Annotated in this window: 28 protein-coding genes; 8 read left to right on the plus strand and 20 right to left on the minus strand. The window is 60.6% G+C overall.

Annotated elements, in window-relative coordinates:
• The first annotated feature begins 323 nt into the window (after positions 1-323).
• Together Q1B40_RS19795 and Q1B40_RS19800 are read left to right on the plus strand one after the other, a co-directional pair.
• Positions 324-1,481 carry an ATP-binding protein gene (locus Q1B40_RS19795; RefSeq protein ID WP_299818284.1) on the plus strand — a complete coding sequence of 386 codons (1,158 nt, stop codon included), beginning with the start codon at positions 324-326 and terminating at the stop codon, positions 1,479-1,481.
• Positions 1,482-1,625: 144 nt separating this feature from the next.
• Positions 1,626-2,453, plus strand: coding sequence for a phosphatase PAP2 family protein (locus Q1B40_RS19800; RefSeq protein WP_299818287.1), 828 nt, complete (start codon positions 1,626-1,628; stop codon positions 2,451-2,453).
• Positions 2,454-2,459: 6 nt separating this feature from the next.
• On the opposite strand, the gene Q1B40_RS19805 is transcribed toward Q1B40_RS19800, so the two are convergent.
• Positions 2,460-2,720, minus strand: coding sequence for a hypothetical protein (locus tag Q1B40_RS19805; RefSeq protein WP_299818290.1), 261 nt, complete (start codon positions 2,718-2,720; stop codon positions 2,460-2,462).
• A gap of 134 nt (positions 2,721-2,854) precedes the next feature.
• On the minus strand, positions 2,855-3,310 hold the full coding sequence (locus Q1B40_RS19810) for a low molecular weight protein-tyrosine-phosphatase (RefSeq protein WP_299819115.1): 456 nt from the start codon (positions 3,308-3,310) through the stop codon (positions 2,855-2,857).
• A 160-nt stretch (positions 3,311-3,470) separates the two neighbouring features.
• Between Q1B40_RS19810 and Q1B40_RS19815 the strand changes: the two genes are divergently transcribed.
• Positions 3,471-3,767 (plus strand): 4a-hydroxytetrahydrobiopterin dehydratase, encoded by a 297-nt coding sequence (locus tag Q1B40_RS19815; RefSeq protein ID WP_299818292.1) that lies wholly within the window; start codon positions 3,471-3,473, stop codon positions 3,765-3,767.
• 43 nt (positions 3,768-3,810) lie between these two features.
• On the opposite strand, the gene Q1B40_RS19820 is transcribed toward Q1B40_RS19815, so the two are convergent.
• The gene (locus Q1B40_RS19820) at positions 3,811-4,038 is read right to left on the minus strand and encodes a sulfurtransferase TusA family protein (protein ID WP_299818295.1); all 228 of its coding nucleotides are present in this window, start codon (positions 4,036-4,038) and stop codon (positions 3,811-3,813) included.
• A gap of 275 nt (positions 4,039-4,313) precedes the next feature.
• On the opposite strand from Q1B40_RS19820, the gene Q1B40_RS19825 reads away from it, so the two are divergent.
• The 5 genes from Q1B40_RS19825 to Q1B40_RS19845 all read left to right on the plus strand — a co-directional run bounded on the left by Q1B40_RS19825 (position 4,314) and on the right by Q1B40_RS19845 (position 9,446).
• Positions 4,314-5,090 carry an ABC transporter substrate-binding protein gene (locus Q1B40_RS19825; RefSeq protein WP_299818297.1) on the plus strand — a complete coding sequence of 259 codons (777 nt, stop codon included), beginning with the start codon at positions 4,314-4,316 and terminating at the stop codon, positions 5,088-5,090.
• Positions 5,091-5,162: 72 nt separating this feature from the next.
• A complete protein-coding gene (locus Q1B40_RS19830) occupies positions 5,163-5,714 on the plus strand; it encodes a DUF924 family protein (RefSeq protein WP_299818301.1) in 552 nt (183 codons plus the stop codon).
• 418 nt (positions 5,715-6,132) lie between these two features.
• Positions 6,133-6,471: a P-II family nitrogen regulator gene (locus Q1B40_RS19835; protein ID WP_082836849.1), complete on the plus strand. Its 339-nt coding sequence runs from the start codon at positions 6,133-6,135 to the stop codon at positions 6,469-6,471.
• 21 nt (positions 6,472-6,492) lie between these two features.
• Positions 6,493-7,821, plus strand: coding sequence for an ammonium transporter (locus tag Q1B40_RS19840; RefSeq protein WP_299818310.1), 1,329 nt, complete (start codon positions 6,493-6,495; stop codon positions 7,819-7,821).
• A 404-nt stretch (positions 7,822-8,225) separates the two neighbouring features.
• The gene (locus Q1B40_RS19845; RefSeq protein WP_299818313.1) at positions 8,226-9,446 is read left to right on the plus strand and encodes an ammonium transporter; all 1,221 of its coding nucleotides are present in this window, start codon (positions 8,226-8,228) and stop codon (positions 9,444-9,446) included.
• A gap of 102 nt (positions 9,447-9,548) precedes the next feature.
• Here Q1B40_RS19845 and Q1B40_RS19850 read toward each other — a convergent pair whose 3' ends face one another.
• The 17 genes from Q1B40_RS19850 to Q1B40_RS19930 form a co-directional block, all read right to left on the minus strand.
• Positions 9,549-10,232, minus strand: a complete 684-nt coding sequence (locus Q1B40_RS19850) for an HAD family phosphatase (protein ID WP_299818315.1) — start codon at positions 10,230-10,232, stop codon at positions 9,549-9,551.
• A gap of 26 nt (positions 10,233-10,258) precedes the next feature.
• Entirely contained in the window at positions 10,259-11,086 is an 828-nt protein-coding gene (locus Q1B40_RS19855) for an ABC transporter permease subunit (protein ID WP_299818318.1), read from the minus strand.
• An 80-nt stretch (positions 11,087-11,166) separates the two neighbouring features.
• The gene (locus Q1B40_RS19860) at positions 11,167-12,060 is read right to left on the minus strand and encodes a cation diffusion facilitator family transporter (protein WP_299818321.1); all 894 of its coding nucleotides are present in this window, start codon (positions 12,058-12,060) and stop codon (positions 11,167-11,169) included.
• A 353-nt stretch (positions 12,061-12,413) separates the two neighbouring features.
• The gene (locus Q1B40_RS19865) at positions 12,414-13,181 is read right to left on the minus strand and encodes a thioredoxin family protein (protein ID WP_299818326.1); all 768 of its coding nucleotides are present in this window, start codon (positions 13,179-13,181) and stop codon (positions 12,414-12,416) included.
• Positions 13,182-13,314: 133 nt separating this feature from the next.
• Positions 13,315-13,938, minus strand: coding sequence for a DsbE family thiol:disulfide interchange protein (locus tag Q1B40_RS19870; RefSeq protein ID WP_299818329.1), 624 nt, complete (start codon positions 13,936-13,938; stop codon positions 13,315-13,317).
• Between the two features lie 5 nt (positions 13,939-13,943).
• Complete coding sequence (gene ccmD, locus Q1B40_RS19875; protein ID WP_299818332.1) at positions 13,944-14,117, minus strand: heme exporter protein CcmD; 174 nt, start codon at positions 14,115-14,117, stop codon at positions 13,944-13,946.
• 4 nt (positions 14,118-14,121) lie between these two features.
• Entirely contained in the window at positions 14,122-14,889 is a 768-nt protein-coding gene (locus Q1B40_RS19880; RefSeq protein WP_299818335.1) for a heme ABC transporter permease, read from the minus strand.
• Positions 14,890-14,995: 106 nt separating this feature from the next.
• Positions 14,996-15,667 carry a heme exporter protein CcmB gene (gene ccmB / locus Q1B40_RS19885; protein ID WP_299818338.1) on the minus strand — a complete coding sequence of 224 codons (672 nt, stop codon included), beginning with the start codon at positions 15,665-15,667 and terminating at the stop codon, positions 14,996-14,998.
• Positions 15,664-16,326, minus strand: coding sequence for a heme ABC exporter ATP-binding protein CcmA (gene ccmA, locus Q1B40_RS19890; protein WP_299819118.1), 663 nt, complete (start codon positions 16,324-16,326; stop codon positions 15,664-15,666). The genes ccmB and ccmA overlap by 4 nt, the downstream gene beginning before the upstream one ends.
• A gap of 192 nt (positions 16,327-16,518) precedes the next feature.
• Complete coding sequence (locus tag Q1B40_RS19895; RefSeq protein WP_299818340.1) at positions 16,519-17,295, minus strand: hypothetical protein; 777 nt, start codon at positions 17,293-17,295, stop codon at positions 16,519-16,521.
• A 155-nt stretch (positions 17,296-17,450) separates the two neighbouring features.
• Positions 17,451-18,374, minus strand: a complete 924-nt coding sequence (locus Q1B40_RS19900; protein WP_299818343.1) for an RDD family protein — start codon at positions 18,372-18,374, stop codon at positions 17,451-17,453.
• Positions 18,371-19,369, minus strand: coding sequence for a stage II sporulation protein M (locus tag Q1B40_RS19905; RefSeq protein WP_299818346.1), 999 nt, complete (start codon positions 19,367-19,369; stop codon positions 18,371-18,373). Before Q1B40_RS19905 ends, Q1B40_RS19900 begins: the two co-directional genes overlap by 4 nt.
• Positions 19,369-20,610 (minus strand): DUF58 domain-containing protein, encoded by a 1,242-nt coding sequence (locus tag Q1B40_RS19910; protein ID WP_299818350.1) that lies wholly within the window; start codon positions 20,608-20,610, stop codon positions 19,369-19,371. Before Q1B40_RS19910 ends, Q1B40_RS19905 begins: the two co-directional genes overlap by 1 nt.
• A gap of 53 nt (positions 20,611-20,663) precedes the next feature.
• Positions 20,664-21,620 (minus strand): MoxR family ATPase, encoded by a 957-nt coding sequence (locus tag Q1B40_RS19915; protein ID WP_299818353.1) that lies wholly within the window; start codon positions 21,618-21,620, stop codon positions 20,664-20,666.
• Positions 21,610-22,932 carry a hypothetical protein gene (locus Q1B40_RS19920; RefSeq protein ID WP_299818356.1) on the minus strand — a complete coding sequence of 441 codons (1,323 nt, stop codon included), beginning with the start codon at positions 22,930-22,932 and terminating at the stop codon, positions 21,610-21,612. The genes Q1B40_RS19915 and Q1B40_RS19920 overlap by 11 nt, the downstream gene beginning before the upstream one ends.
• Complete coding sequence (locus tag Q1B40_RS19925) at positions 22,929-23,651, minus strand: DUF4129 domain-containing protein (protein ID WP_299818359.1); 723 nt, start codon at positions 23,649-23,651, stop codon at positions 22,929-22,931. The genes Q1B40_RS19920 and Q1B40_RS19925 overlap by 4 nt, the downstream gene beginning before the upstream one ends.
• A gap of 129 nt (positions 23,652-23,780) precedes the next feature.
• On the minus strand, positions 23,781-26,573 hold the full coding sequence (locus Q1B40_RS19930; RefSeq protein ID WP_299818362.1) for a bifunctional aconitate hydratase 2/2-methylisocitrate dehydratase: 2,793 nt from the start codon (positions 26,571-26,573) through the stop codon (positions 23,781-23,783).
• Positions 26,574-26,793: the final 220 nt, after the last annotated feature.

The raw sequence follows: 26,793 nt of genomic DNA on the forward strand, positions 1-26,793 counted from the left end.
ATCGAATTTTACACTTGATACCCGCTTGCGGCCGGTTCGCATTCAAATGCCAAATTCAAAAAGACCTACTGGAAACAGATATTTATCGAGTGGATTTCAATATTTCAACATTTGCAACCAGGGCAGCGGCGCGGAGATGCACATGTTGAGATCGGACGACTGGCAGGTTCGGGACATGGGACTGGCGGTTCGGGCCACGGGAAAGCGTCCGGATGGACAGAGGCCAGTCATCAGGGTAAGCACGGTATTGGTTAACTTGGCTTTTTGGCATCCGTCTGGCAAGCCCCGTTGATGTCCATCCCACGCGAAGGAGCCTGGGCCGTATGGCAGGTCAGGATGACGACAGCATCAAGATTGCGCTGCTTGCTCACGACCTGAGGACGCCGCTGGCTGCGATGCGGCTGACCGCAGAACTCATCGGCAATCGTCCGCTTGACGATACGCAATCAGAGCACTTGTCCATTCTCATTCGCTCCATCGATGCGCTGACCCAGCTCACCGGCGATCTCATTCCTGCCACCGGTTCTGGAGCCGGCAGTGCGGCGATCCGGGTTGCCGATGTGGTTTCCGATGTCGCCGGCCTTTTCCGGATCGCCGCCGAGCAAAAAGGCCTGTCTTTCAAGGTTTCGCTCGAGGAACCGGTGCAACGGATCGTCACCCGTCATGGCGGCGCGCTGCGCCGGGTGTTGACGACGCTCCTCGACAATGCGGTCAAATATACGCCGGAGGGGGGTGTCGCGCTGACCGTGCGTTTGATCCCCGCCGAGGCGCCCACGGAGAACGAATTGGTGGCTCTGAGCGTTGACGACAGCGGTCCGGGCATCGATTCGGAGGAACAGGCGCGGCTTTTCCGGCCGTTTGTCCGCGGCCGTCATGGCCGCGAGACCGGACCGGGGACGGGTCTGGGGTTGTGGGGAACGCAGCAGTTGCTGCAGGACATGGGCGGCCAGTTGAAGCTGAGCCGCTCGGAGGCCGGCGGCAGCTGCTTCGAAGTGCGCATCCCCGCCGAAGGGGGAATGGGCGGAGACAGGGACGCGGGCGAATCCTCTCCCTCGGCAACTGTTCGCGAACAAGCTCCACCCGCGAGCGGACTTTCCGCACATGTGCTCATTGTCGACGACAACGATACGAATTGCCGCTTGCTGGAGGCCTTGCTGGAATCCTTCGGTATTTCCTCGGAAATCGCCAGGTCGGGCGAGCAGGCCATCGGCCTGGTTGGCAAGAGCACCTTCGATGCCGTGCTTCTGGACCTGCATATGCCGGGAATGAGCGGCGTGGAAACCGCCGAGGAGCTGAGACATCTGCGGCCGGAGTTCGAGCTGCCGCTGATCGCCGTGACCGCGGCGCTGGAATCGGCTGATGACGACCGGCTGCAGCAGGCGGGTTTTCAGGAAACGCTCACCAAGCCCCTGTCTCCCCTGGCACTGTATGAGGCCATGGTGCGTGCACTGCGCAGCAGGACCGGCTCACAGGCCAAGTGAACGGATTTCCACTTGTGCCATATGGCTTCCAAGGAGCTTCCATCTGCAGGCCGGACAACTTTTCTGCTTTCATATGGTTCCATATGAGGGCGGGGTGATCTAGATCATGTGCCCATGAAACATGTCGGTTCCAGCGAAAACAAAATGACGTCATTACCGCGCAAGGTGGCCGCGTGGTGCATTCAGCATCCGATGGTCGCCGTGAGCCTTTACGTAGCCGTGGTGTCGTTGTTCTTCCTGATTTTTCCAGGGGTCGATTTTCTGGCAAGCGGTCTGTTCTATTCCGCGAGTGCCGGGTTTTCCGCCCAGGATGTGCCGTTTCTGCGGGATGTGAGGCATCTGGGCCCGTTTCTCGTCCGTCTGATCGCAATCGTCTGCGTCGCGGTGCTCCTCATCAAGCTGCTGGCGCCCGGACGGCCGCCGCTGATGCCGCTGCGCATGCCGGTTTTTCTGCTCAGCACCCTCATTCTGGGTCCTGGCGTGCTGGTGAACCTGATCCTGAAGAACAACTGGGGGCGCCCGCGTCCGCGGTCGGTCGAGGAATTCGGAGGCGATCTGCCGTTTCAGCCGGTCTGGAAAATCACCGACAGCTGCGACAGCAACTGTTCCTTCGTTTCCGGCGAGGCCTCGGCGGGCATGTGGCTGGTCTCGATAGCCTTTCTTGTGCCGGCAACCTGGCGCAAGCCCGTGCTGGCGTTCATCCTGCCGCTCTGCCTGATCCTCTCAGTCAACAGGGTTGCGTTCGGAGGGCATTTTCTCTCCGACACGCTGATTTCCTGGGGCGTGACCCTGTTGCTCATCCTGGTCATCCACCACCTGCTTTATGTCAAACAGCCGCCGCTCGTAAGCGACATCCGGCTGGATGAATGGTTCACGGTGAACGGCCGCAGGCTGCAAAGAACAGGGCGGAGATCCCTGACGAAGGTCAGGAGAGCCGTGCGGAGCGCGCTCGGCAAATTTTCGGAAAACTGACCGGTCCTATTTCTTGCGCGGCCGGGTGCGCTTGAGTATGCGGGCAAAGGGCAAGGGGGACCTGTCCTCCACCCAGGTTATGGCGTGATTGAGCTGTGGCGCGGTGCGCCGGTGGCTGCGCAGCTGCCGTGCCGCGCTTCTGCTTGTGGCGATGATGACGATCAGGCCAAGGGCAAGCAGCGGCACTCCGGTCGGGATGGGCATCCACACGGTCGCCAGGCCGAGCAGAATGAGGACCGCAGCAATACACCACCACAGAAGTTTCATGATCGGACCCGGGACTGTCTCAGGGAGTAAAATCCATACAACGGCCCGCAAGACGTATTTATGAACCCTGATCGCCGAGGGCGTAGTAACAGGGGCAATCTCTCGCGTGCCGGCCCGATCCGGCTTCAGACGTATCAGGGCCGGTCAAACGTCTCCAGAAATCGCTCACAGCCTGAGCGCACGAGGCGGCAGACATGTTCGAACCCGTCCGGTCCGCCGAAATAGGGATCGGGAACGTCCTTGGGCGGATCGTCGAGCAGCAGGCGGATACGGGCCGTGCCGGCGTTTTTTCCGGATCCGAGCGCCGCGAGGTTGGCGGCATCCATTGCAACGATTGTATCGAACCGGGTGAAGTCTTCGGGGACGACCTGCCGGGCGCGCTGCGCGGACAGATCTATCCCGTATTTCGCAGCGACATCGATCGAGCGCGGATCCGGTGGATTGCCGATATGCCAGGCGCCGGTTCCGGCGGAATCGATTGTGAACAGGTCGCCGTCGCCTCTCTCTTCGACAAGGGAGCGGAAAACGCCTTCGGCGAGCGGGGACCGGCAGATGTTGCCAAGACAAACGAAGAGGACAGAACGAGGCACGGCAATCTCCGGAGTGGCGGCCATGATCACAAGGTCAGCCGGCGCGTCCGGCAGGGCAACGCAAACCTTTGTCGTCACGGGATACCGCATCGCCTTCACCTTGTCATCGGGTTAGGGTGGGGACCCAAAATCGGGAGTTTCCGATGCGAAGGAGGATCAAATGGCAGAGCGGCTGAAACCGGAAGACCGTGCGGCGGGGCTGAAAGCACTGACGGGCTGGCGCCTGTGCGACGGACGAGAAGCCATTTCGAAATCCTTCAAGTTCAAGGATTTCCGGCAGGCCTTCGGGTTCATGACGGAGGTGGCGCTGGTGGCGGAAAAGATGAACCATCATCCGGAATGGTTCAATGTCTACCGCAGCGTCGATATCACTCTGGCGACCCATGATGTCGGCGGATTGAGCGCGCTGGACCTGGACCTGGCTTCGGAAATCGACGGGATCGCGAACCGCTCCTGAGGCGGTGAAGCACGTCGTCCCGGATCAACCGAATGCGGATGCTTCACGCGCCCTTGGCGAGCAGGAAACTGTGTCCAGTCGCGGTTTTTTCCGCCGCCAGCAGGGTGTGACCGTCCTCCCGGCAAAGGTGCGGGATGTCGATTTCAGCCATCGGATCCGTGGTCAGAACCGTCAACCGGTCGCCGGAGGCAAGACGACGCAAGGCCTTGCGAGTCTTGAGAACCGGCAGCGGGCATTTCAGGCCTTTCAAGTCCAGTGTCGTTTCACTCAATGAATGCGGTTCCTGAAACTGCTCGATTTAACGATGGTTCGTCGCTTCGAGATATGGGGAGTTCTCACAAGTCTTTACGCAAGATTAGCAGTTCGAATTTAGGCTCAATATACGATCGCTGTGCTTCGGGAAACGTCAAGACATTCAGATAACGGAAAAAGCGTGAAAATCTCCCGGATTTTTGCGGTTCCTGCAAGATGGACCGGTCAGATGTATCATCAACGCTCTTCGGTACTAGGCCCTTGAAACCTGGATTGTGTATCTTCGCATGTGCCTTGATTTCAGCCTGCTTGTGGCACAACCCGCAGGTCGAGGCCGCGTCCGGGCAGATCCGCATCGTGACGCAGGACTTTGCGCCGCTGCAGTGGGATAATGACGGACAGCCGGACGGCTATGTCGCCGACTTCATGCTTGCCGTCATTGACCGGGTCCGCGACCGTCTGCCGGTCCCGGTCGGACCGTTTGAATTTCTGCCCTGGAAAAGGGCGATGCTGATGGCGCGGCTGGAACCAAATGTCCTGCTTTTTTCGCTTTCCCGAACGCCGGAACGCGAAGACTGGTTCGAGTGGCTGGGCGAAGTGTCCCCCTATGGGCAGTATTTCTATCAGCTCGATACCCGGCCGAAGATCGCCGTCGACCGGATTGAAGATCTCAAGACGCTCAAACTGCGGATCGGCGTTCAGGATGGCGGCAATCTTTACAGCTATCTGAAACAGCTCGGCTTTGATGAAACTGGTAACATGGTGCCGATCACCGATTACCATCAGGGTATCGAGATGCTCTATCTCGGCCGACTCGATCTCGTTCCGCTGACGGGATTTCTGGCCGAAGCCTCCGCCTGTCGGCAAGGTTTTGACGGCGCGCGACTGAAGCCGGTGGTTTTTGTGGAGGCGCTGGCACAGCCCCTGTGGGCTGTCTTCAGCAAGGGAAGCGACCCCCAGCTGGTCGAGGCCTTCCGGGAGGAAATGGCCCGGTTGAGGGAAAACGGCTTTTTCGAAGAGACCTACGCCGATCACATCGAAAGCTGGCAGAAACTTGCCTGCGGCCAATAGCTGTTTGCTATAATGGGCCGATGGATAGCCGCTTTGAGCGGCCGGTTTCAACGCAATCGTGAAAGACTATCAATGACCGATCAGCAGATCACATCGCTGGATGTGCTCGATTTCTGGTGGCAGGCCGGCGCCGGAAAATGGTTTGCAAGCGACGAGAAGTTCGACCGTGACTGCCGGGAGCGATTCCTGCCGGCGATCGAGGAAGCGTTTTCCGATGATCTGGATCCGTGGATGGAGACGGCGGACGGATCGCTCGCGCTTCTTCTGCTGCTGGACCAGATGCCCAGAAACGTGTTCCGGGGAACGGCCGATGCCTTCCAGGGAGATTCGAAGGCGCTGAGGGTGGCCGAGCATGCGCTTTCCCGCGGGTTCGATCGGGCCTTTCCAAAAGCAGCGCGTGGATTTTTCTATCTGCCTTTCGAGCATTCGGAGGATATGGCGGATCAGGAACGGTCGGTGGATCTGTTTCGGGCCCTCGGCGACACGGAGCTTTATCACTACGCGTTGATCCACATGGATGTCATCCGGCGGTTCGGCCGCTTTCCCCACCGCAACATTCTGTTCGGGCGGGACACGACGCCGAAAGAGCAGGCCTATCTGGATGACGGCGGGTTTTCCGCCTGAGACTGAACCTGCAGAATCAGTTGGTTTGATGGTTCGCACATTCGGCCTGCCGCTTTTTTATGCGGTAGGCCGAATTTGATTTTTATGCCTATTTTTTAAACTCGATCACTTTAGTTGATTACTTATTGTGCAAATATTCTGCCTTAAAAGTGGCCATTTGAATTTTCTCTCTTTCCTGTCTTCAATCCTTAACGCTCGTTAACGCGCGGGTTTCTGCGAAAAAATACCCATCATTCGCAAGTTGGCACGGTCCTTGATTAGCAATGGCCGACACCGTTCCGGAGCCACGCAACGTGGCGCAGCCAAAGACCTGAGACGATCCTTCCAGAGGGGGATGTGAAACAGGCGCGATTTCCGGACCGGTCGGCGGAGCTTCTTCGATGGGAAGGGGCGCTAAGCAAGGGGAATGGAACGAGCAATGAAAATAGTGATGGCCATCATCAAGCCGTTCAAGCTCGACGAAGTGCGTGATGCCCTGACGAGCATCGGCATCCAGGGGCTGACGGTGACTGAAGTCAAAGGCTATGGCCGCCAGAAAGGCCACACCGAAATTTACCGCGGCACCGAATACGCCGTCAGCTTTCTGCCGAAGCTGAAGATCGAGGTCGCTGTCGACAGTGCGTCTGTCGACAAGGTTGTCGAGGTGATTTCAGGCGCTGCGAAAACCGGTCAGATCGGCGACGGAAAAATCTTCGTCCACTCCATCGACCAGGTCGTCCGCATCCGTACCGGCGAAACCGACGCCGAAGCTCTTTGATTTTAGGTAAGGAAACGTATCATGAATAAACTTGTCGCTAAGGGCGCGACGTCGCTGGCCTTGCTGAGCCTCTCGGCAGTGCCGGCCCTCGCCCAGGACACCGCGGCTATTCCGGCCGTGTCCCCTGAGGTCGCCTACATCCTGAACACGCTGCTGTTTCTGATCGGTGGTTTCCTCGTGATGTGGATGGCTGCCGGCTTTGCGATGCTGGAAGCCGGCCTTGTCCGCTCCAAAAACGTCTCGATGCAGTGCCTGAAGAACATCACGCTCTACTCCATTGCGGGCCTGATGTACTGGATCACCGGTTACAACCTCATGTACACCGGTGTTGACGGCGGGTTCATGGGATCCTTCGGTCCGTACGCCTTCGATGCTGTCGGTGGCGATGCACTCGACACCGGTTATTCCACTGCGTCCGACTGGTTCTTCCAGATGGTGTTCTGCGCCACGACCGCGTCGATCGTCTCCGGCACCCTGGCCGAGCGCATCAAGCTGTGGCCGTTCCTGCTGTTCACCGTCGTTCTGACCGGTTTCATCTACCCGATCGCCGGTTCCTGGCAGTGGGGCGCGGGCTGGCTCTCTGAAATGGGCTTCTCCGACTTCGCCGGTTCGACACTGGTTCACTCCGTCGGTGGCTGGGCCGCTCTTGCCGGTGCGATCATCCTGGGTGCCCGTAAAGGCAAATACGGTGCGGACGGTTCGGTCCATCCGTTCCCGGGTTCCTCCATGCCGCTGGCAACCCTGGGTACCTTCATCCTGTGGCTCGGCTGGTTCGGCTTCAACGGCGCGTCGCAGCTCGCAATGGGCACCATCAGCGACGTCTCCGACGTCTCCCGCATCTTCGCCAACACCAACATGGCGGCTGCCGCCGGTGTCGTCATGGCGGTCATCCTCACCCAGATCCTCTACAAGAAGGTCGACGTGACGATGGCTCTGAACGGCGCTCTTGCCGGTCTCGTTTCCATCACCGCCGAGCCGCTGGCTCCGAGTGTCTGGCAGACCGTGTTCATCGGTGCTGTCGGTGGTGCGATCGTCGTATTCGCCGTGCCGATGCTCGACAAGCTGAAGATCGACGACGTGGTCGGCGCCATCCCGGTTCACCTGCTGGCAGGTATCTGGGGCACGCTGATTGTGCCGCTCTCCAACACCGATGCCTCCTGGGGCGTTCAGATCACCGGTATCGTTGCCTACGGCGTGTTCACGCTGGTCGCTTCGGCAATCGTCTGGTTCATCCTGAAAGCCACCATGGGCATCCGGGTCTCGGAAGAAGAAGAAGCGCTCGGGCTCGACAAGGTCGAAGTCGGCGTGGAAGCCTATCCGGAATTCGGAATGGGATCCCAGCGCCTCTAACAGGATGCGCTGACCAACATCTCCCAGGCGGTCTTTTGGCTCAGACCGCAAACTTGGAAGCCCGGAGTTCGCTCCGGGCTTTTTTTATTTGCCTGTACTGCAGGGGATGGCGCCGGAGCGTCTCGCGTCTGGTGGAATGCCCTGGATGTTCGGCGGGCCCCGAAAAGATCGCGTCCTCCATTGGATGTTGCTTGAAGGTCAGCAGGTTGATCCAAAAAATAGGCAAGTGATCATCAAATAAGCAGAATTCAAGGTCGCGAGTCGCTGTGTAAATCCGGATGTGCTCAATAGATCGGCTGAATTCTGCGTATTTTATAGACTTCTGCCCGATTGGCATGCGGATTGTATGGTTTGCGGTTCCAAAAGCATAAACAAACGGCAATTTGCCTAATCGGGGGTCGGAAATGAGTGCAACAGGGGTTGGGGGGGACGTCTTTTTCGTTCTGGTCGGGGCTATCCTCGTTTTTGCCATGCATGGAGGCTTCGCGTTTCTCGAAGTGGGAACCGTGCGGCAAAAGAACCAGGTCAATGCCCTGGTGAAAATTCTCGTCGACTTCGCGTTGTCGACCGTGACCTATTTCTTCGTCGGCTATGCCGTTGCCTATGGCACGACCTTCCTGGTGAATGCCGCGACCCTGTCCGGCGGCGGGGAGGGTTTCGAGCTGCAGGGCCTGACGCTGGTCAAGTTCTTCTTTCTCACCACTTTCGCCGCCGCCATTCCGGCGATCATCTCCGGCGGTATCGCCGAGCGGATGAAGTTCTGGCCGCAATGCCTTGCGACTGTCGCGCTTGTCGGCATTGTCTATCCTCTCTTCGAAGGCGTTGTCTGGAACGGCAATTTCGGCATCCAGGGCTGGATCGAAGCGTCCTTCGGCGCGCCCTTCCACGATTTCGCCGGATCCGTGGTGGTCCATGCCGTCGGTGGCTGGATCGCGTTGGCGGCCGTGCTGCTGCTTGGCCCGCGCATCGGCCGCTACGACCGCAACGGCCGCCCGGTCGGCATTCCGCCGTCCTCGCTTCCCTGGCTCGCCATGGGGTCCTGGATGCTGTGCGTGGGCTGGTTCGGCTTCAACGTGATGACGGCCGGGTCGCTGGAAGGGGCTTCCGGCCTTGTTGCGATCAACTCGCTGATGGCCATGGCAGGCGGCATCCTGGCCGCGCTCGTGGTCGGAAAGAACGACCCGGGGTTTGTCCATAACGGCGCGCTCGCCGGACTTGTCGCCGTCTGTGCCGGCTCCGACATAATGCATCCCGCGGGCTGTCTGGTTGTCGGCGCCATCGCGGGCGGGATCTTCGTGATCGGTTTCGAGATCTGCCAGAACAAGCTGAAAATCGACGATGTTCTCGGTGTCTGGCCGCTGCACGGCATCTGCGGCGCCTGGGGCGGCATTGCTGCCGGTTTCTTCGGACTGGAGGCGATGGGTGGTCTCGGCGGCGTGTCGCCGCTGGCTCAGATCGCGGGGACTCTCCTTGGCGCGGTGTATGCGCTTGGCGCAGGCCTTGTCGTCTACGGCATTCTGAAAGTTGCAATGGGGCTGCGCCTGACGGCGGAAGAGGAGCACCTTGGGGCCGATCTTTCCATCCACAAGATCAGCGCCAACCCGGAAAGCGATCTGGGCAGGTAAAGGTCCGAAAGCAGGCTCTGGCCTTGCGCCGGGATCTGTTTCCGTCTCTGAAGGTCCCGGCTCAAGGCCGGGACGGAGGGCTTGGGGAGGCAGCCGTGTACTTCAAGCCACTGGGCTGGTGTCCGACAGCATGGCTGCCAGGTCGTCATGACTGTCGACGACCCTGTGAGCCCCTGCGGCCGACAACTGTTCTGCATGGCCGTCATGGCTGTGACCGCCGCCGACAAATCCCCAGACGGTCATGCCCGCGGCCAGCCCGGCCTTGACCCCGTTGGCGCTGTCTTCGATGACAAGCGTCGACGCCGGCTGCACACCCAGCTTGCCGGCAGCGAAGAGAAAGAGATCCGGCGCCGGTTTGCCGTTCTCAACCTGTTCGCCTGAATAGATGTGCGGCTCGAAATAGGCGTGAAGGCCGGTGTGGCGCAGCTTGTGGTGCAGCCGCTGCAGGCGGGACGAGGACGCGACCGCCCGTGCTCCCCTGTGTGCCTCCAGCAGTTCCTTGATGCCGGCTATGTCGGTGAGTTCGGCGTCGATCCGCGCCAAAGTGGCTGCGTCAAGGTCCGGACCAAAGGTCTCCGGCAGGGGACCCTTGCCGAGTGCCTGATGATCACTTTGCAAAGCGGCACAGAAGTCCGCGCCACCGAGGCCCTGGAAGCGGTCCATATAGACATTCAGGTCGTAATGAAGACCGATCCTGGCCAGATGCTCGCGTTCCACTTCCACATAGATCTTTTCGGAATCGACCAGAACGCCGTCGCAATCGAAAAGGATCGCCTCAAATGCCATGTCATCCTCATTGTATGGGTCGGTACCTAGTGTGAGCCGTCGAACAGACCTTTAACAACCTGTCTTTGAAACAAGATGACAAGCAGTGCCGGCGGGAGCACCGCCAGAACCGCGAGCATCAATCCGTGCGGGCTGGCGCGGCCGAAGAACTGCATGCCCCGGACCAGCGTGTAGGCGCTCTCCTCGGATGTCACGATGACGGGCCAGAGATACTGGTTCCAGCCGGTGACGAACAACACCAGGAACAGCGCTCCGGCCGTCGGCAGCGAAATCGGCAGGAGAATGTCCCTGAAGAACCGGAAGGGGCCGGCGCCGTCGAGGCGTGCGGATTCCATCAGCGTGTCCGGCACCGTCAACAGAAACTGGCGAAAGAACAGCGTTCCAAGTCCGGAGGCGACAAGCGGGAAAATGAGCCCGGCACGCGTGTTCACCATGCCAAGCTCCGCAACGACCTCATAAGTGGGCAGAAAGCGGGATTCCAGCGGCAGCAAAAGCGTGAGTAGAAGAATGGCGAAGACGAGGCTTGCAAACCTGATGCGGAAGTAGATCAGCGCATAGGCGGTGATGAGCGAAAGGACCAGCTTCAGGGAGGCAAAACCCGCGCCGAGCAGGAGGGAATTCCACAGCATCGTGAGCGCAGTCACTTCTCCGGAAAAGCCATAGTCCGATGTCAGGAAACGGCCGTAATTTTCGAGCGCGTTTCCTCCCATGTCGAGTCTCGGCATCATGGGGACGCCAGCCCCGTGGGTTGTCGCCGCGAACAGGGTATAGATCGGGACCGCCATGAAGAGCGATCCGGCGATCAGAATGATGTGGTCGGCAAGCTGGGCGTGAAACCGCCGCCAGGAAGGCATTTTGGGATCATCCTGTTTCAAGAATTCGGTCTTGCGGGGCAGATGTGGTTTCCAATGAGGGTGTTCATTGGGAATCGCTCCTAGAGAACGACAATACCGGAATGTTTCGCCTTGTGTTCGGGCTCCACATGAATGGTGACCTTTGCGCCTGGAACGTCTGCCGCGATGGCGACCTCGATCCTGTCGCAGATATCGTGCGCAGCTTCAACCGACATTTCTCCCGGAACGACCAGATGAAAATCGACGAAGGTCGTCTTGCCGGCAATGCGGGAGCGAAGGTCATGTGCTTCGATGGCACCCTCGCCCTGTTCGGAAATCTGCAGGCGGATCTTGTCGAGAACGTCGGCGGAAGCAGCCTCGTCCATGAGGCCGCCGACGGATTCCTTTACCAACCTCCAGCCGGACCACAGCACGGCGAAGCCGACGAGAGCTGCGAGCGCGGGATCAAGAATCTTCCAACCCGTCATCAGCACAAGCACGACGCCGGTCAGCACACCGGCCGAGGTTATGACGTCCGCCATCAGGTGTCTGCCGTCGGCCAAGAGCGCCGGTGACCGTGTCTTGCTGCCGTAATGGATCAGGTAGCGCGCCCAGAGCGCGTTGATGATCGCGGCGCTCAGGTTCATGGCGATCCCCACCGGGGAATAATGCGGGCTGCGGCCGCTGGTGAAGCCGATCCAGGACGCATAGAAAATGGATATCGCCGCCAGGACGATCATCACTCCGACCAGAACGGCCGCGAAGTATTCAGCCTTGTCGTGACCGTAGGGATGATTGCTGTCGGCGGGTTTGGCTGCGAACCACACGGCCGCCAGAGCTGCGATCGAGGCCGCGATATTGACGGTCGTTTCCAGGGCGTCGGAAAACAGGGCGACAGACCCGGTCAGCCAATAGGCTGCGAATTTGAGACCGAGCACAAGGATGCCAATCAAGATGCTTGAAAAGGCAATCCGTAGCCTGCGCTTCAGGTCCATGTCATACCCCCGGATCAATCCGCCCGAACAAGATGCGTGAGAGCGGAAATGCCGGTTGAATTCCGGCTGCTCCAGCATGTCCTGCGTTCAATGCAACGCTGACAGATGCCCTAACACTTTACAACCAATCAACTTTCAGACCTGCTTCTGTTCCGACAAGAGGTCTGTCGATCTGATGAGCCGATCGAACCGGCGCAAGGGGTAGCAGCTTTTGCGCGGGTTACAAGGCACATGGCGCCATTATTCCCGCGAAATCAGCTGAATGCCTGGAATTTGCCCGGCGATCACAGGGCAGGGGATTGGCAACCTTAAGTGTGTGTGCTGGCGATCCCGAGGTGCAACAGGCTTCGAGATCAGCCTTTCCAGTCCAGAACCGTGGCGCCGATGATGGTTCCCGGGCCGTCCTGGTCTTCCACCTGGATCAAGATCGCGCAGCGGGCGTCGCCTTTCAGCATAAGCTTGGATTTCGGCATGCGGAAGGTCTCCGCGCCGCCGGACCACATACCGATGGGCTGGAGATTGCGGACGACATTCACATACCGGATCTTCCGTCCGGCATTTTCCCCGCGGCCGATATCAACCGCCGTCTCGTCTTCGATCCGGACGAAATAGACCGTCGCCATCGCCGCGTTGCCGGGCAGGGTTCCGTCCACCTTGGCCTGAACGACCATGTTGGAGATTTTCAGATCGACGGTGGCGGTGAAAGGATCTGTGCGGGCAAGGGCCGCGCGGACATCCCTTTCGCGGCTGCCGACGACGTGTTCATTGCCGTTGATGACCATCTGCGGGGTATAGACCGAGCGGTCACCCCGACGGGCCGCGTAAGCGCGCTGGCGCTGGGAATTGGCCGGGCTTGCGAGCGTGTCCTTCCAGCCGAGATAGTCCCAGTAATCCACCGGCATGACGAGCGTCAGCAGATCGCTTTCCTCTCCGACCAGCCGCTCCGCGAGCTGGTCGGCCGGCGGACAGGACGAGCAGCCCTGGCTTGTGAACAGTTCAACGACCTTTTGAGGCTCGGCCCCGGCGTGGCTCAAGGAAGCCGTCAGCGTGACTATTCCGGCCAGGACGATAAAAATCTTCCGGAAAGCATTCGCGGCTCTCCGGCGCTGTGCACCCACCATCTGGTTCAATTCCTCTTCTGGATGGCGTCAAAATATGCAATCGCGCTGTCAATCGCGAGTCACGAGGCAGTGACCATGGCGGGTTTTGCCGGATATCGCGCAAATGTGACGAAGGATGCCATACCCCGGTGGGTCAGCCGCCTTGCTGGATTTTCCGGAGTTCAGGCAGAAAAACGTCCCGGTAGGACTGGGGGCTGAGCGGACCGATGAATTTGTACCGGATCATGCCGCGGGTATCGACGATGAAGGTTTCCGGAACGCCGTAGACACCCCATTCGATGGCTGTACGGCCAGCGTCATCCGCGCCGATACGCGTGTAGGGGTTGCCGAGGCTTCCGAGGAAGCGGCGCGCGTTTTCCGGTTTGTCCTTGTAGTTGATGCCCAGAAGCTGGATGCCCTCCACCGTTGCCAGGTCCTCCAGCAGCGGATGTTCCTGACGGCAGGGCACGCACCAGGAGGCAAAGATGTTGACGACGGACACCTTGCCCAGAAGATCGTCACGCGAAAAGCCGGGTACGGGGTCGTCGTCCCTGAGGAGGTCGGGTACGGGTGCGAGCGTGAAGTCCGGAGCCGGTTTGTTGAGGAGCGCGGAGGGGATTTTCTGCGGATCGTTGCCAAGCGTAAGCTGGAACAGAAACAGGCCGGCGAGCGCGGCGAACAGCACCAGGGGCAGCAGGACAAGCACCGGGAAGCCGCGCTTCGGCGTTTTCGAGCCAGGGTCCTTGCCGGAGCCGGCATTTGTGTCTTGAGCACTCATTCGGGTTAGCGACCGCCTTCTTCAGGCCGCCGGCGGGAGACGCCCTGCTCCGCAAGCTCCTTCAGCGCCCTTTCCAGGTTTGCCTTGTCGATCCTTATCCATGCGATCAGAACGAGCACGGTGAGGAGACAAAGGCCGTAGGAGGCAAGGATAAAGCCGGCGTGGGAGCCAAGGTCCATGATCTTACTCCGCAGGCTGCGCGGTTGCGACCGCGGAACGGGGGTGGGCGGCGCTGGCGGCCCGCAGGCGCAGCGTGCGCACGCGGCGGCGCAGGATCTCGTTGCGCATCGCCATCAGGTGCAGCACGAAAAACAGCAGCGTGAAGGCAACCGCCATGACGAGCAGAGGCCAGAGGATATCCAGGTGAATGGTCGGACCGTCCATGCGCATGACGCTGGCCGGCTGATGCAGCGTGTTCCACCAGTCGACCGAAAACTTGATCACCGGCAGATTGAGAGCGCCGACGAGGGTCAGAACGGCAGCCGCCTTGCCGGCCTTGATCGGATCGTCCATCGTGCGCCACAGGGTCATCAGACCGAGATACATGATCAGCAGAACGAGTACGGATGTCAGCCTGGCGTCCCACACCCAGTAGGTGCCCCACATGGGTTTGCCCCAGAGCGACCCGGTGACCAGCGCCATGAAGGTGAAGGCCGCGCCGATCGGCGCGGCGGCCTTGGCGGACACGTCGGCGAGAGGGTGTTTCCAGACCAGTGTGCCAAGCGACGAGACGGCCATGATGGAATAGCACATCATCGACAGCCACGCGGCGGGCACGTGGATATACATGATGCGGACCGTCTGACCCTGCTGGTAGTCCTCCGGAGCGACGAAGAAACTCATGTAGAGCCCGGCCCCGAAGGCCAGCACGCACAGGCCGGTGAGCCAGGGGAGAACCACCTGGACCAGCTTCAGAAACCGCGTCGGATTTGCATAATCCCAAAATGCCATGCTTGCTTTTACTGCAGTCTTGCGATGCCATCAATGAACCGAACGTCGCAGAGGCGCATTGCGCTCGCTCAAGCCATCAAATGACTCAATATAATCGGAAAGTGATCTAGTCGGTTGCGAAGCGGAGGGCGGCGGCCGAGGCGATCGGGCCGATGACCGCGGCAATCAGCGAGAGGGCGCACAGGATCAGAAACGGCGTGAGAAACGGCACCGGATCGTGAATGGCGGCATCGGCGGAGCTGACGCCGAAAATCAGCACCGGTATCGCCAGCGGCACCACGAGAACGGCCAGCAGAAGTCCGCCCCGGCGCAGGGACACGGTCAGCGCCGCACCAATGGCTCCGATCAGAGTAAGGGCCGGAGTTCCGACCAGAAGCGTCAGGGTGACGGCGCCCATCGCCAGCGGATCGATATTCAGAAACACCGCCAGCAGGGGCGCGGCGGCGACGAGGGGCAGGCCGGTTGCCACCCAGTGAGCGAGACACTTGATCAGAACCACCAGTTCCAGCGGCCGACCGGCCATCAGCATCAGGTCGAGCGTGCCGTCGTCCCGATCCGCCTGGAACAGCCGGTCGAGCCCCAGCAGCGTAGCAAGCAGGGCACCGATCCAAAGGATCGCCGGCCCGATGCGCGACAGAAGGTTGAGATCCGGGCCGACGCCGAAGGGAATGACGGTGACGACGGCCAGGAAAAACAGCACTCCCACGAGCGCGCTTCCGCCCACCCGGACGGACAGGCGCAGGTCACGCTGGAAAAGAGCGATTGCCCAGGGGCTCATTGCATCGCTTCCTCGAGAGGCAGATCGGCCGTATCCCCGGTCTGCAGGTGCAGGATCAGCGTTTTTTCAAGCGCCAGATCGGCATGGGTCGCCGTCACGATCAGGCCTCCGGCCGCAAGATGGGTGTTCATCAGGTTCAGAAGCTGCGTTTCCGACACCCTGTCGAGCGCCGCGGTCGGTTCGTCCATCAGCCAGATCGGTCTTGGCGTCACCAGAAGCCGGCAAAGCGACAGTCTGCGTTTTTGTCCGGCCGAAAGGAAAGCCGCAGGCAGTTGGGCCGTGTGTCCGATGCCCAGGATATCGAGTGCTTCCAGAGGCTTCACCGGACCGTCGGAAAATCCGGAAACGTGAGCCGCAGCGGAAAAACTCTGCCAGAACCGCAGGTTCTCCAGTGCCGACAGGGCCGGCTTGACCGCATCCTGGTGGCCGAAATAATGGATGTGCTCTTCAGGGGGCGTGTCCGGGACACCGCCCTCCAGCCGGATCGATCCATGCGCAAGCGGGACCAGCCCCGCCAGCGTGCGCAGAAGCGACGACTTGCCGATGCCGTTGGCGCCGGTCACCACCAGGGCGCACCCGCCTTCCAGCGAGAACGACAGGTCCTCGAACACCCGGCGTCCGCCGCGGTCGATGGTCAGGTTTTCGGCGATGAGTTTCAGGGTCGACTCCGGCGCGGATTTATTGAGCCTCCTTTGTTAGAGGGCCGCAAGGGGCGGTGGCAAGTGCGCAAATACGCCCAGGGGTCGGGAGACAGGTTGCCAAACCCGGCCGGTGAACCCGGCAAGGAAGCAGCCGCGCCGGCCGGGTCCGCGGATGTGGCCACCGCAGACCCTCATCTTAGCCGGATGGTATCAGTCGAATACGGACGCGATCTGGTCGACGCTGATGCCTTCCTTGATCTCGCGCAGCCGGGCGTAGATCAGGGCCACCAGGATACTGATGTAGCCCACTCCGATGGCGGAAAGCGCCGAGAACAGGATGGTGGCAAGGATGGTGCCGCCGATGTACGCGACAAGTCCGATGATCAGGCCCACCACGAAGTTTATGACGATGATGAGGATCAGAGCCAGGACAAGCGCGCCGGCGATCGGCCAGCGGTATTGTTTGGTGAGCCGGGCACTGCGGCCGAGGCCGCCAAAACCGACGCGTTCGATGACGATTGCCGGGACCATTACCGAGAACACCGCATAGACCCAGAGTCCCGGAATGATAAACAGGAGAGTTGCGAAGCCGGCCAGTATGCCGGCGACCAGGCTCAGGATCGCAACGGGCAGCAAGGCGCTCAGCGCGGGCCCGATATACCGTCCCGGCTGCACCGGCCGCTTCAGTTTTGCGTCATAGGCAAGTTGCACCAGAAGAGCGGTCGTCAGGGAGTAGATCACCATTTCCACGATGAACGCCAAACCGAAAGCGGCGGTGCCGCCGGCATCGTTGAATGTGGGCTCTGCCACGCCGAGTGCGACATCGAAGCCAATCAGTCCGCCTGACAACACGAGACCCACCAGAACGGGCACGAAGGCGACGAGGATCACTTTGAGGAAATTTCCGAAAAGGATCGAAAAACTGTCGCCGATCAGGGCGCCGACGCCGAGTGGGACCTTGGGCTGATCGAGGGGGGTGTCAGTCATTCCGGAACTCCAATTTTTTCAAAGTAATTTTAAAACGGATCTATTGAATTACAAAACAGGCACATGTCTCCATGCTGCGAAGTCTCATGGCGATTTTTACAGTATGTCCAAATCTGACTGTCTTCAAGCCGTGAGGCGGTAGCACGGTAAAGCCCTCAGATGTCCTTGTCGGTTTGGGCATAATGCTTGTTATCGCGCCGGTCGCCGAACAGCCGGCGCTGTTCAAGGTGCTCGCGCTGGGCGTTGTAAAACGCCTGCAGGAAGCGGAGCCTGTCCTGCGGCGGCACCGGCGCGGCGTAACCGATTTTCTTGCGTATCTTTTCGACGATTGTCGCAATGGCTGCGTCTGTCTGCGGGTTGGCGGCGGTCGCCGCAGGTGTGTTGCGGGCGCGAAGCAGTGACTCGAGGGTCTGCAGTTCGAATGCGCCGTAGTGATCGAGCTGATGGGATAGAAAGACAAAGGACTTGCGGTCGGTTTCGACCTCCGGTTTTTCCACCGCCATGTCCTTCAGCAATATCGGCACCGGCAGATGGATCACGTGGGTTCCGGCCATCATGTCGCCGAGGCGGCGACGGTAGCGGTCGCACAAGGGTACCAGCAGTGCGATTGCGATCCAGACCAGCGAAGCCGTGGCCTCCAGGGGAGACGCCGTGCCCAGGGTCAGCAGAAGCATGCCCGGCAGAAAGATCTCCGCTTCCTTCATCAGATTGCGCAGCACGATTGAATGCGCGCTCAGCGACCCGCCGTCGTGGGCCACGACCTTGATCTTCATGATCCGCTTGCCCAGGGTCTGGCCGTTCCAGGCGAGCTCGGCCAGTACGTAATAGGGAACACCGATTGAGAAGAAGACCAGGACTGCGATGGCGGCCATCGATTGCGGGCTGGCCAGGTCAAGGGTGGAAAGCAGGATGAGCAGGCTGATCGCGGCGATGGAAGTCAGGACAATGTCGGTGAACTGCGCGGCGGTGCGCACGCCGACACCGGCAATCGGCAGTGTCAGGGGGACCCCTTCCGGTGGCATGAGGATATCGGGTGAAGGTCGTTTGTCCTTTCTGCCTTTGCGAAAGCGGTCGATCATCGAAGCCTCCTTCCGCCGAACGCAAACCAGGCCAACCAGAGAGCGCCGACGCCCCAGCCGATGACGAAGCGCGAGGTCATGTCCTGAACGAGCTGGCGGGCGAAACTTTCCAGCAGCGCAGCGGCGACAAGCATGAGCGCGGCAACGAGTGCCAGCTTCACCGCATCGCGGCCGGCATGGCGAAGGGCATCGGCGCGGGTTCTGTTGCCGGGAAACAGAACCGCCGAACCGAGTTTCAGCCCGCCGCCACAGGCGATACATACGGCTGACAGTTCGGTGACCCCGTGGACGGAGAGCCAGCCGGCGAGATCCACTCCCAGGCCACGGTCGACATGAAGCGCGAAAAAGGCTCCGAGTATGAGGCCGTTGTAGAATGTCAGCAGGATTGCCGGTGCGCAGGCGAAAACGCCGAGACCGAAGACAAAGATGGCGATCCGGGTGTTATGCGAAAACAGATAGGCCGCAAAGCTGCCAAGTCCCGACGTTCCGCTGTCATGACCGTAGATGGAGGCTCGCAGTGAATCGGTGGTGGCATTCGGGCTGCGGCCACTGGCCATCTCGGACGGCATGAAGACGTAGAACCAGTCGTTGTTCTCGAAATAGAGCAGATAGCCCGCGAGCGCGCCGAGCGTCATGAAGAGAAAGCCAAGAAGGATGAACTTCCAGGACCGGCGCATGGCTTCAGGTGCGCCGCGTTTCAGGAACCGGCCGAACAATCCGCCGAGCCGCTCCTGCGGTGCGTAAACGCACAGATAAGCTCGGGCTGTCAGGGCCTCCAGATATGTGAGCAGGGCCTTGTCGAGCGAGATCTCCCGGGCAATGGCAAGCGATGTCGTGGACTGCCGGTAGAGTTCGGCGAGATCGCGCGCATCGGCGAATGCCATACGCTGCAGCCCCTTGCTCTCCGCTGCCCGCACCAGCGTCTCAAGACGCTGCCAGTCGGCCTCGCGCTCCTTTCGGAACCGTGCGGAGCGGATGAGGTCCTGGCTGTCCATCAGATGAGCTCCCGTGCCTTGATCTCGAGATAGGTCGAAATCAACCGCGCGGTAATCGCTTCCGGTCTGGCGTCGACAATGGTCACGCCCAGGCGGGTGAGCCGTTCGAGGACCAGGCGGCGTTCCTGGATGGACTGGTTGGCCGCCACCAGCGCGGCGGCGCCGTTAAGGTCTTCAGGCGGGGTGTCGACAAGTGCCTCCAGCTCCGGGTCGCGGATGGTCACAAAGATCAGCAGGTGCCGTCTGGCGAGAATGGCGATGTTCTCGATCAGCAGTTCGGCCGAGGTGGTGTCGATGAAATCGGTGAAAACGACGATCAGGCTGCGTTTGGGCGTGCGGGCGTTCAGCTCGCTCAAGGCCAGGGTGTGGTTCGTTTCGCGGCTGACATAGGACAGTTCCGCCGTCCAGTGGCGTAGCCTTGCAAAGGCCGCGCGGCCCGGAGCCGGGGCTGCAAATGTGCGGGGTTTCACATCGTAGGAGTAATACCCGACGAGGTCCCCGCCGATCGCCGCGGCCCATGCGGTTGCAAGCGCCGCCGTGACGGCGTGGTCGATCTTCGGCAGGCCCCCGATCTCCTCGCGCATCAGGTAGCCGTTGTCGAGGGCGACGATCACATGGTGGTTGCGTTCGGCGCGCAGTTCCTTGGCGACAAGCGACCTGCGGCGGGCGGAGCGTTTCCAGTCGATGGTCTTGATGTCCATGCCGGGGACGAAGTCGCGCAGCTGCTGAAATTCCGATCCTTCACCGATGGCCCGGTTTTCCTTCGCGCCGAAGAGCGTGGACAGGACCGTGGTGGTTATCTGTCCGGACTGGACGAGCCGGATGTTCGGGACCACGCGGATTTCCACGCCCGCGTCCAGACGCGGCACGAATTCGAGCAGTTTCAGACGCGATGTCCAGCGGAGCCAGACATGTTCGAGGCGCCAGATACCCCGCCGTATCGCACGGCAGCGAACGTCACAGGTGGCGCGGCCGTCTGAGGCGGGAAGGAAAGTGACTTCGCCGCTTTCCTCCAGCCCGGCCGGCCAGTCGAACCTGGCCCGGAGACCCTTGGGTGCCTTGTCGATTGCAAGGTGCAATGTGGCGGTTTCGCCGACAAAGATCTCGGCCGGCGTTTCGAAGGTCAGCGCTTTCGGACGCCGGAAGGACAGCGCCAGATCGCAGGCCACCGCCACGGCCAGAAGAATCCATGGTGCTCCAGCAGCTTCGCGCACCGTGCCACCTGCCAGCACCGCGATCATCGAAAGGATGAGCGTTGCCAGGGCCAGGACAAGCAGTCTTTTGGAGGGACGGATCAGCGGGGAGCCTCGATCTGGCTGAGGATGTTTTCCAGAACCTGCGCGGGGCTGCGCCCCTCGATTTCCGCTGCGGGACCGAGGACGATCCGGTGACGCAGGGTGGGGACGAAGAGCCGTTTGACGTCGTCGGGGATGGCGTAATCGCGGCCGTTGATCGCCGCGGTGGCTCTGGCGGCGCTGGCAAGGGCGTCCGCCGCCCGGGTCGAGGCGCCATAGGCGATTTCGGAGCTCTCCCGCGTCGCGCGGATGAGACGGAGGATATAGGCGAGGATGTCGTCCTTGAGAATGATCGCATCGACCAGGGCCCGGGTTTCCGCCAGTGCCGCCGCGTCCAGTACCTTGGCCAGGCCCGCCGTTTCCAGCCCTGCTTCCAGGGGCTCGGCGGCATGCTGGCGCAGGATGGCCATTTCAATGTCCTCGGGCGGAAAGTCGATCACCAGCTTGAACAGGAAGCGGTCGAGTTGTGCCTCGGGAAGCGGGTAGGTGCCCTGTTGCTCGATGGGGTTCTGCGTGGCCATCACGATGAATTCCCGTCCGAGCGAATGATCGCTGCCGTCGATGCTGACGGTTCGCTCGCTCATCGCCTGCAGGAGCGCAGCCTGGGTTTTGGGAGGCGCGCGGTTGATCTCGTCGGCCAGCAGAACCTGGGAAAAGATCGGTCCCTTGGTGAGAACGAAAGCATTGGTGCGGAAATCGAAGATCGAGGTTCCCAGAACGTCGCCGGGCATCAGATCGGGCGTGAACTGAATGCGGCCGAAGTCAAGCGCCAGAACCGCGGCAAAGCTCCGCGCCAGCAGGGTCTTCGCCGTGCCGGGAGGGCCTTCGAGCAGCACATGGCCGCGCGCGAACAGCGCGACCAGCAGCAGATCGACAATATCCTCCTGACCGAGGACGGTGCGTCCGATTTCCGCCCTCAAGGCGTCCGTGTGTTGCCGCAGGGCGTCAAGCGTCATGGTGTATTTGCTCCAGAACCTGTTCGAATTCGTCGATGAGCCGGATGGCTTCACTGGTCGGCAGATGGGGGGGAAGCTGGCGGATGTCCGCCAGAACCGTGCGCAGGCGGGCGGCTTCGGCCGGATGCCGGTGCTGGGCCGATTGGAGGAAAGCCTCTTCGCCGCCATAGCGGCGTGCATGGGCGGACCCGAAAAGCGCTGCGGCCGTTGCCGACATCCGCGCCGCGGCGTATTCGCGGATCAGGGCGCCGTCCTGACCGGACAGCCGCATCAGCCGCGCCCTTGCGCGCACCGCAAGCAGCTTGCCGGCCCCCGGCGTCGCAGCTTCAGGACGGATCGGCCCGGTACGCAGCGCTCCGCGCCAGAAAAACAGCAGGAAGGCCAGCGCGGCGCCAATCCACAGTGTCAGGAAGGGAGGACCGAAAAAGCGGGCGAGATCCGCCCATGTCCGTTCGCGCTCGGGTTCGCTGAAGGGATCGCGCAGCCAGGAATTGCGGCTGTAATCGATCACGACATTGCGGCCGTCTGCCCATGATCCAATGAAGTCGCTGGCTATACGCGCATTGTCGCCCAGCCGCAGACCGTGATTGTTGAGCAGATCCGGATCCGAGAGCACAAGAAGACTGCCGCTCTGGTTATCAGCGGTTTCCCCGATGGGGCAGTCGGCCAGAAGCATTGCCTCTTCAGTACCGAGGATCGGAGTGCAGCCGCGCCCCTTGAACATCTGCGCGGCATAAATCCGGGCGGTCAGGTCTTTTCCATCCTCCGACCGGTACGGGAAATCCGTGAAGGGAGACTTCGCATCGATCAGTTCGGGATCGGTTTCGTCGATTATCTTGCCGAGTGTTGACGCCAGACGTTCGCGCTCGGTCTTCAGCACGGGATGGGCAAGCCCGGTCAGGCGCATTCCGCTGCGCCATTTCGGCAGGACAACAAGTGTCGGTACGGTTTGCGCCTTGAGCCCGATGACACTTGCGTCGAGGTCGTATTCGTCCTGCTGACGCAACAGTTCCTGCTGGGTCGTGGCGGGTGCGCGGTCGGCGTCGAGCGCCGTGTCATAGACCGGGACCACCAGAAGTCCGACCGATGTCTGATCGATCGGCCAGCCGCCGGTGAAACTCTGCGCGCTGACATCCTCTGAGGTCAGCCAGATCTGCAGTCCGTCCAAGCCGGCGGGAGAACTGCGCAGCGCCTGCTGTCGCTGCGAAAGAAGGTACCAGAGCCCGGCGATCCCTATGACGCACACAAGAACGATGACCACCATTTCGATACGCGGCGTGCCAGGCGTCCGGGCGGTCTCTGTTTCACTCATGAGATGCCCTGTCCCAGCAATTGCCTGCAGCCGGCGACATGCTGGCGAAATTCGTCTTCGCTCACATCGCGTCCGCCGAACTGCACGCGCTCACTGGCCATGACCAGAGCACGCAGCGCGTCGACCTGTGCCTGCCTGTCGGGGATATGGCGCAGCGCGTCGCGCGCGGTCCAGCTGCGCTGCATCAGGACCCCATTGGCCGCCACGGTTGCGGCGAGGGCCTTTCGTGCCAGCAGCACCAGCGCCCGCCGCCGGTCGTCGATGCGCAGGATCTCATCCAGCGTGCCAAGCTTTTCGGCCCATGCGGGAGCTTCCGGCTGGGCCTTGCAGCGTCCGCTGCCGGGATTGCGGGCTTCGCTCTTCAGGGAGACGGTCATGCGGCCCCCAACGCGCAGGACGAGGTAAAGGATCGCAGCAAGTACGATGCCGCTCACCAGCAGGGTGGGCCAGTTGATCTCACCGCTTGGCCGCTCTCCCGGCGACTGTGGCGATGTCTGTTTCGGTGACTTCGGCTGAAGCCCGGTCTTCAGTTCCGGTGGCGGCGCGGACGGATCGTAATAGGCAACGTCCGTGTCGATGCGGCGCAGCCGGATCGATCTGAGGTAGTCGCGTCCGGACTCGCCGATCTCGACAGTTTCACGAACCGCGTCCTGCGCCAGCGATTGGTTCAGGGGAAAAAAGACGGTCAAAAGAACAAAAGGAATAAAAACACGGCGCATGGCTGTTTTTAACGTGCTTGCCCGACCGGGCGCAATAGAGCGTTTTGCCCTGTCGGGTGCACGGCTCAACTGCCGCCGACGGTCATCTGTCCGTCGGCGGCAGTCGTCAATCGATGCGGCTGGCGGTGCTTAAAAATGCACCGATCTGGCAGCCGCCGGTTTTTGCAGCGGCGGAGCGAACTTGGTGAGATCGATCCCTTCCACGGCAGCCTTGTATTCCTCGATGCTCGGCGTTCTGCCAAGGACAGCGGACAGCACGACAACCGGCGTCGAGGCGAGCAGGGATTCGCCTTTCTTCTCCGAGGAGTCTTCAACGACACGGCCTTTGAACAGGCGCGTGGATGTTGCGAGCACCGTGTCGCCTTTTGCGGCTTTCTCCTGGTTCCCCATGCACAGGTTACAGCCTGGCCGCTCGAGGTAGAGGATATTTTCGTAGTCGGTCCGGGCGGTGCTCTTCGGCGCGGCGTCGTCGAACTCGAAGCCGGAGTACTTCTGGAGAATGCTCCAGTCACCTTCCTCTTTCAGTTCGTCGATGATGTTGTAGGTCGGGGCGGCGACCACAAGAGGCGCCTTGAACTCGACCTTGTCATTGGCTTTCTCGAGGTTCTTGAGCATCTGGGCAACAATCTTCATGTCGCCCTTGTGAACCATGCAGGAGCCGACAAATCCGAGATCTACCTTCTTCTCGCCCTTGTAGTAGGACACGGGCCGGATCGTGTCGTGGGTGTATCTCTTGGAGATATCCGCATTGTTCACATCCGGGTCCGCAATCATCGGTTCGTCGATGACATCGAGATCCACGACGACTTCAGCAAAATAGCTGGCGTTGTCGTCCGGAGTCAGTGCCGGCTTCTCACCGGACCTGATCTGGGCAATCCGCTTGTCGGCAATGTCGATCAGTCCCTGAAGAACGCCGTTGCTGTTGTCCATTCCCTTGTCGATCATGATCTGAATGCGGCTCTTGGCGATCTCGAGCGAGCCGATCAGGGTGTCGTCGTTGGAAATGCAGATGGACGCCTTGGCCTTCATTTCGGCTGTCCAGTCGGTGAAGGTGAACGCCTGGTCGGCGAGCAGCGTACCGATGTGGACCTCGATAATGCGTCCCTGGAAGACGTTGTCGCCGAATTGCTTCAGCATCTGGGCCTGCGTCGCATGGACCACGTCACGGAAATCCATGTAGTCCTTCATCTGGCCCTTGAAGGTCACTTTCACCGATTCGGGGATCGGCATCGTTGCCTCCCCAGTCGCCAGTGCCAGCGCCACGGTTCCCGAATCGGCTCCGAAGGCGACGCCCTTGGACATTCTGGTGTGGGAATCGCCGCCGATGATGATGGCCCAGTCGTCGACGGTGATGTCGTTCAGGACCTTGTGGATCACATCCGTCATCGGATGGTAGACGTCCTTGGGGTCCCGCGCCGTGATCAGACCGAACTGGTTCATGAATTTCATCAGCTTGGGGATGTTGGCCTGCGCCTTCAAATCCCAGACCGACGCGGTGTGGCAGCCGGACTGGTAGGCGCCGTCGACGGTGGGGGAAATCACCATCGCGGCCATGGATTCCAGCTCCTGGGCCGTCATCAGGCCGGTGGTGTCCTGCGAGCCGACGATATTCACCTTCACGCGGACATCCGATCCCGCGTGCAGAACCTTTCCTTCGGTCACACCGACGGCATTGGCGTTGAAGATCTTTTCCACGGCGGTCAGGCCCTGGCCCTCGTGAGACACTTCCTTCGACGGCGCGAACACCGGTGGCACATCGATGCCGAGGGTTTCGGCCGCGAGAGTCTGCAGTTTCTTTCCGAAGACGATCGCATAGGAGCCACCGGCCTTCATGAACTCGACCTTTTGGGGGTTCAGGGCCGAGGAGATATCGACAAGCTCTTCATCGCCGGCTTCGTTGTAGAGCTTCTTGGTCTTCGTGTTGATCTTGAGAACGGTGCCCGTCTCGACAGAGTATTTCTGCTCAAGAACCGGGTTGTCATCATTGTTCAGAATCGGGTTGCCGTCGTCATCGAGTTTCTTGACCCAGTTCTTCAGGTCGATACCGATGCCGCCGGTCACACCAACGGTCGTCAGGAAGATAGGGGAAATGCCGTTCGTGCCGGCGACAACCGGGGCAATGTTGACGAAGGGAACATAGGGGCTTGCCTGCTTGCCGGTCCACAGGGCGACGTTGTTGACGCCGGACATCCGGGAGGAGCCCACGCCCATGGTGCCTTTTTCGGCGATCAGCATCACACGCTTGTCCGGGTGCTGCAGCTTCAGCGCCTCGATTTCCTTTTGTGCGGCTTCAGAGATCATGCACTTGCCGTGCAGCTCCCTGTCGGAGCGGGAGTGCGCCTGGTTTCCGGGAGACAGCAGATCGGTGGAGATATCGCCTTCGCCGGCGACGTAGGTGACGACCTTTATCTCCTCGTCGATATCGGGGAGCTTGGTGAAGAACTCGGCCTGGGCATAGCTTTCGAGGATGTCCCTGGCGATCTCATTGCCTGCCTCGTAGGCAGCCTTCAGCCTGTCCGTATCCGCCTCATAGAGGAAGACCTGCGTCTTGAGGACTTCGGCGGCCTCCCTGGCGACGGACTTGTCATCCCCCAGGGCCAGATCGAGCAGAACCTCGACCGAGGGACCGCCCTTCATGTGAGACAGGAGCTCAAAGGCAAAGGATTTGCTGATTTCTTCAACGGCAACCGTGCCGAGAATGATCTCTTTCAGGAATCTCGCCTTTTCGCCGGCGGCGCTCGTCGTTCCGGGCAGGGTATTGTAGATGAAGAACTTGAGGGACTGCTCCCGGTGTTCATGCCGGGGATCCCTGATCTGGTCGACGATCTCTTTCAGGAGGGCGCCATCTTCAATGGGCTTGGGATGCAGGCCCTGGTCTTTGCGCGTGTCGATCTCACTCAGGTAGTCTGTGTACAAGCTCATGATAATCCCGGCGTCCTGATGGTTTGAATCCAACATTTGCATCTTTGTACTTCACTTCGATTGCAAATGTCTGAATCTCTGAATGAAGCTCGTCTACCGGGCCGCTGTCAGTCTGGCGAGCCGGGACAAGCTAGCTGAGCGCGGTCTTAGTTCAGTATACAATGGTATGCAATATGTTTATATATATCCGGAAGCGGGATGCGGCTCGATTGCCGTATCA

The organism is uncultured Roseibium sp., from assembly GCF_947496995.1.
Lineage (GTDB): Bacteria > Pseudomonadota > Alphaproteobacteria > Rhizobiales > Stappiaceae > Roseibium.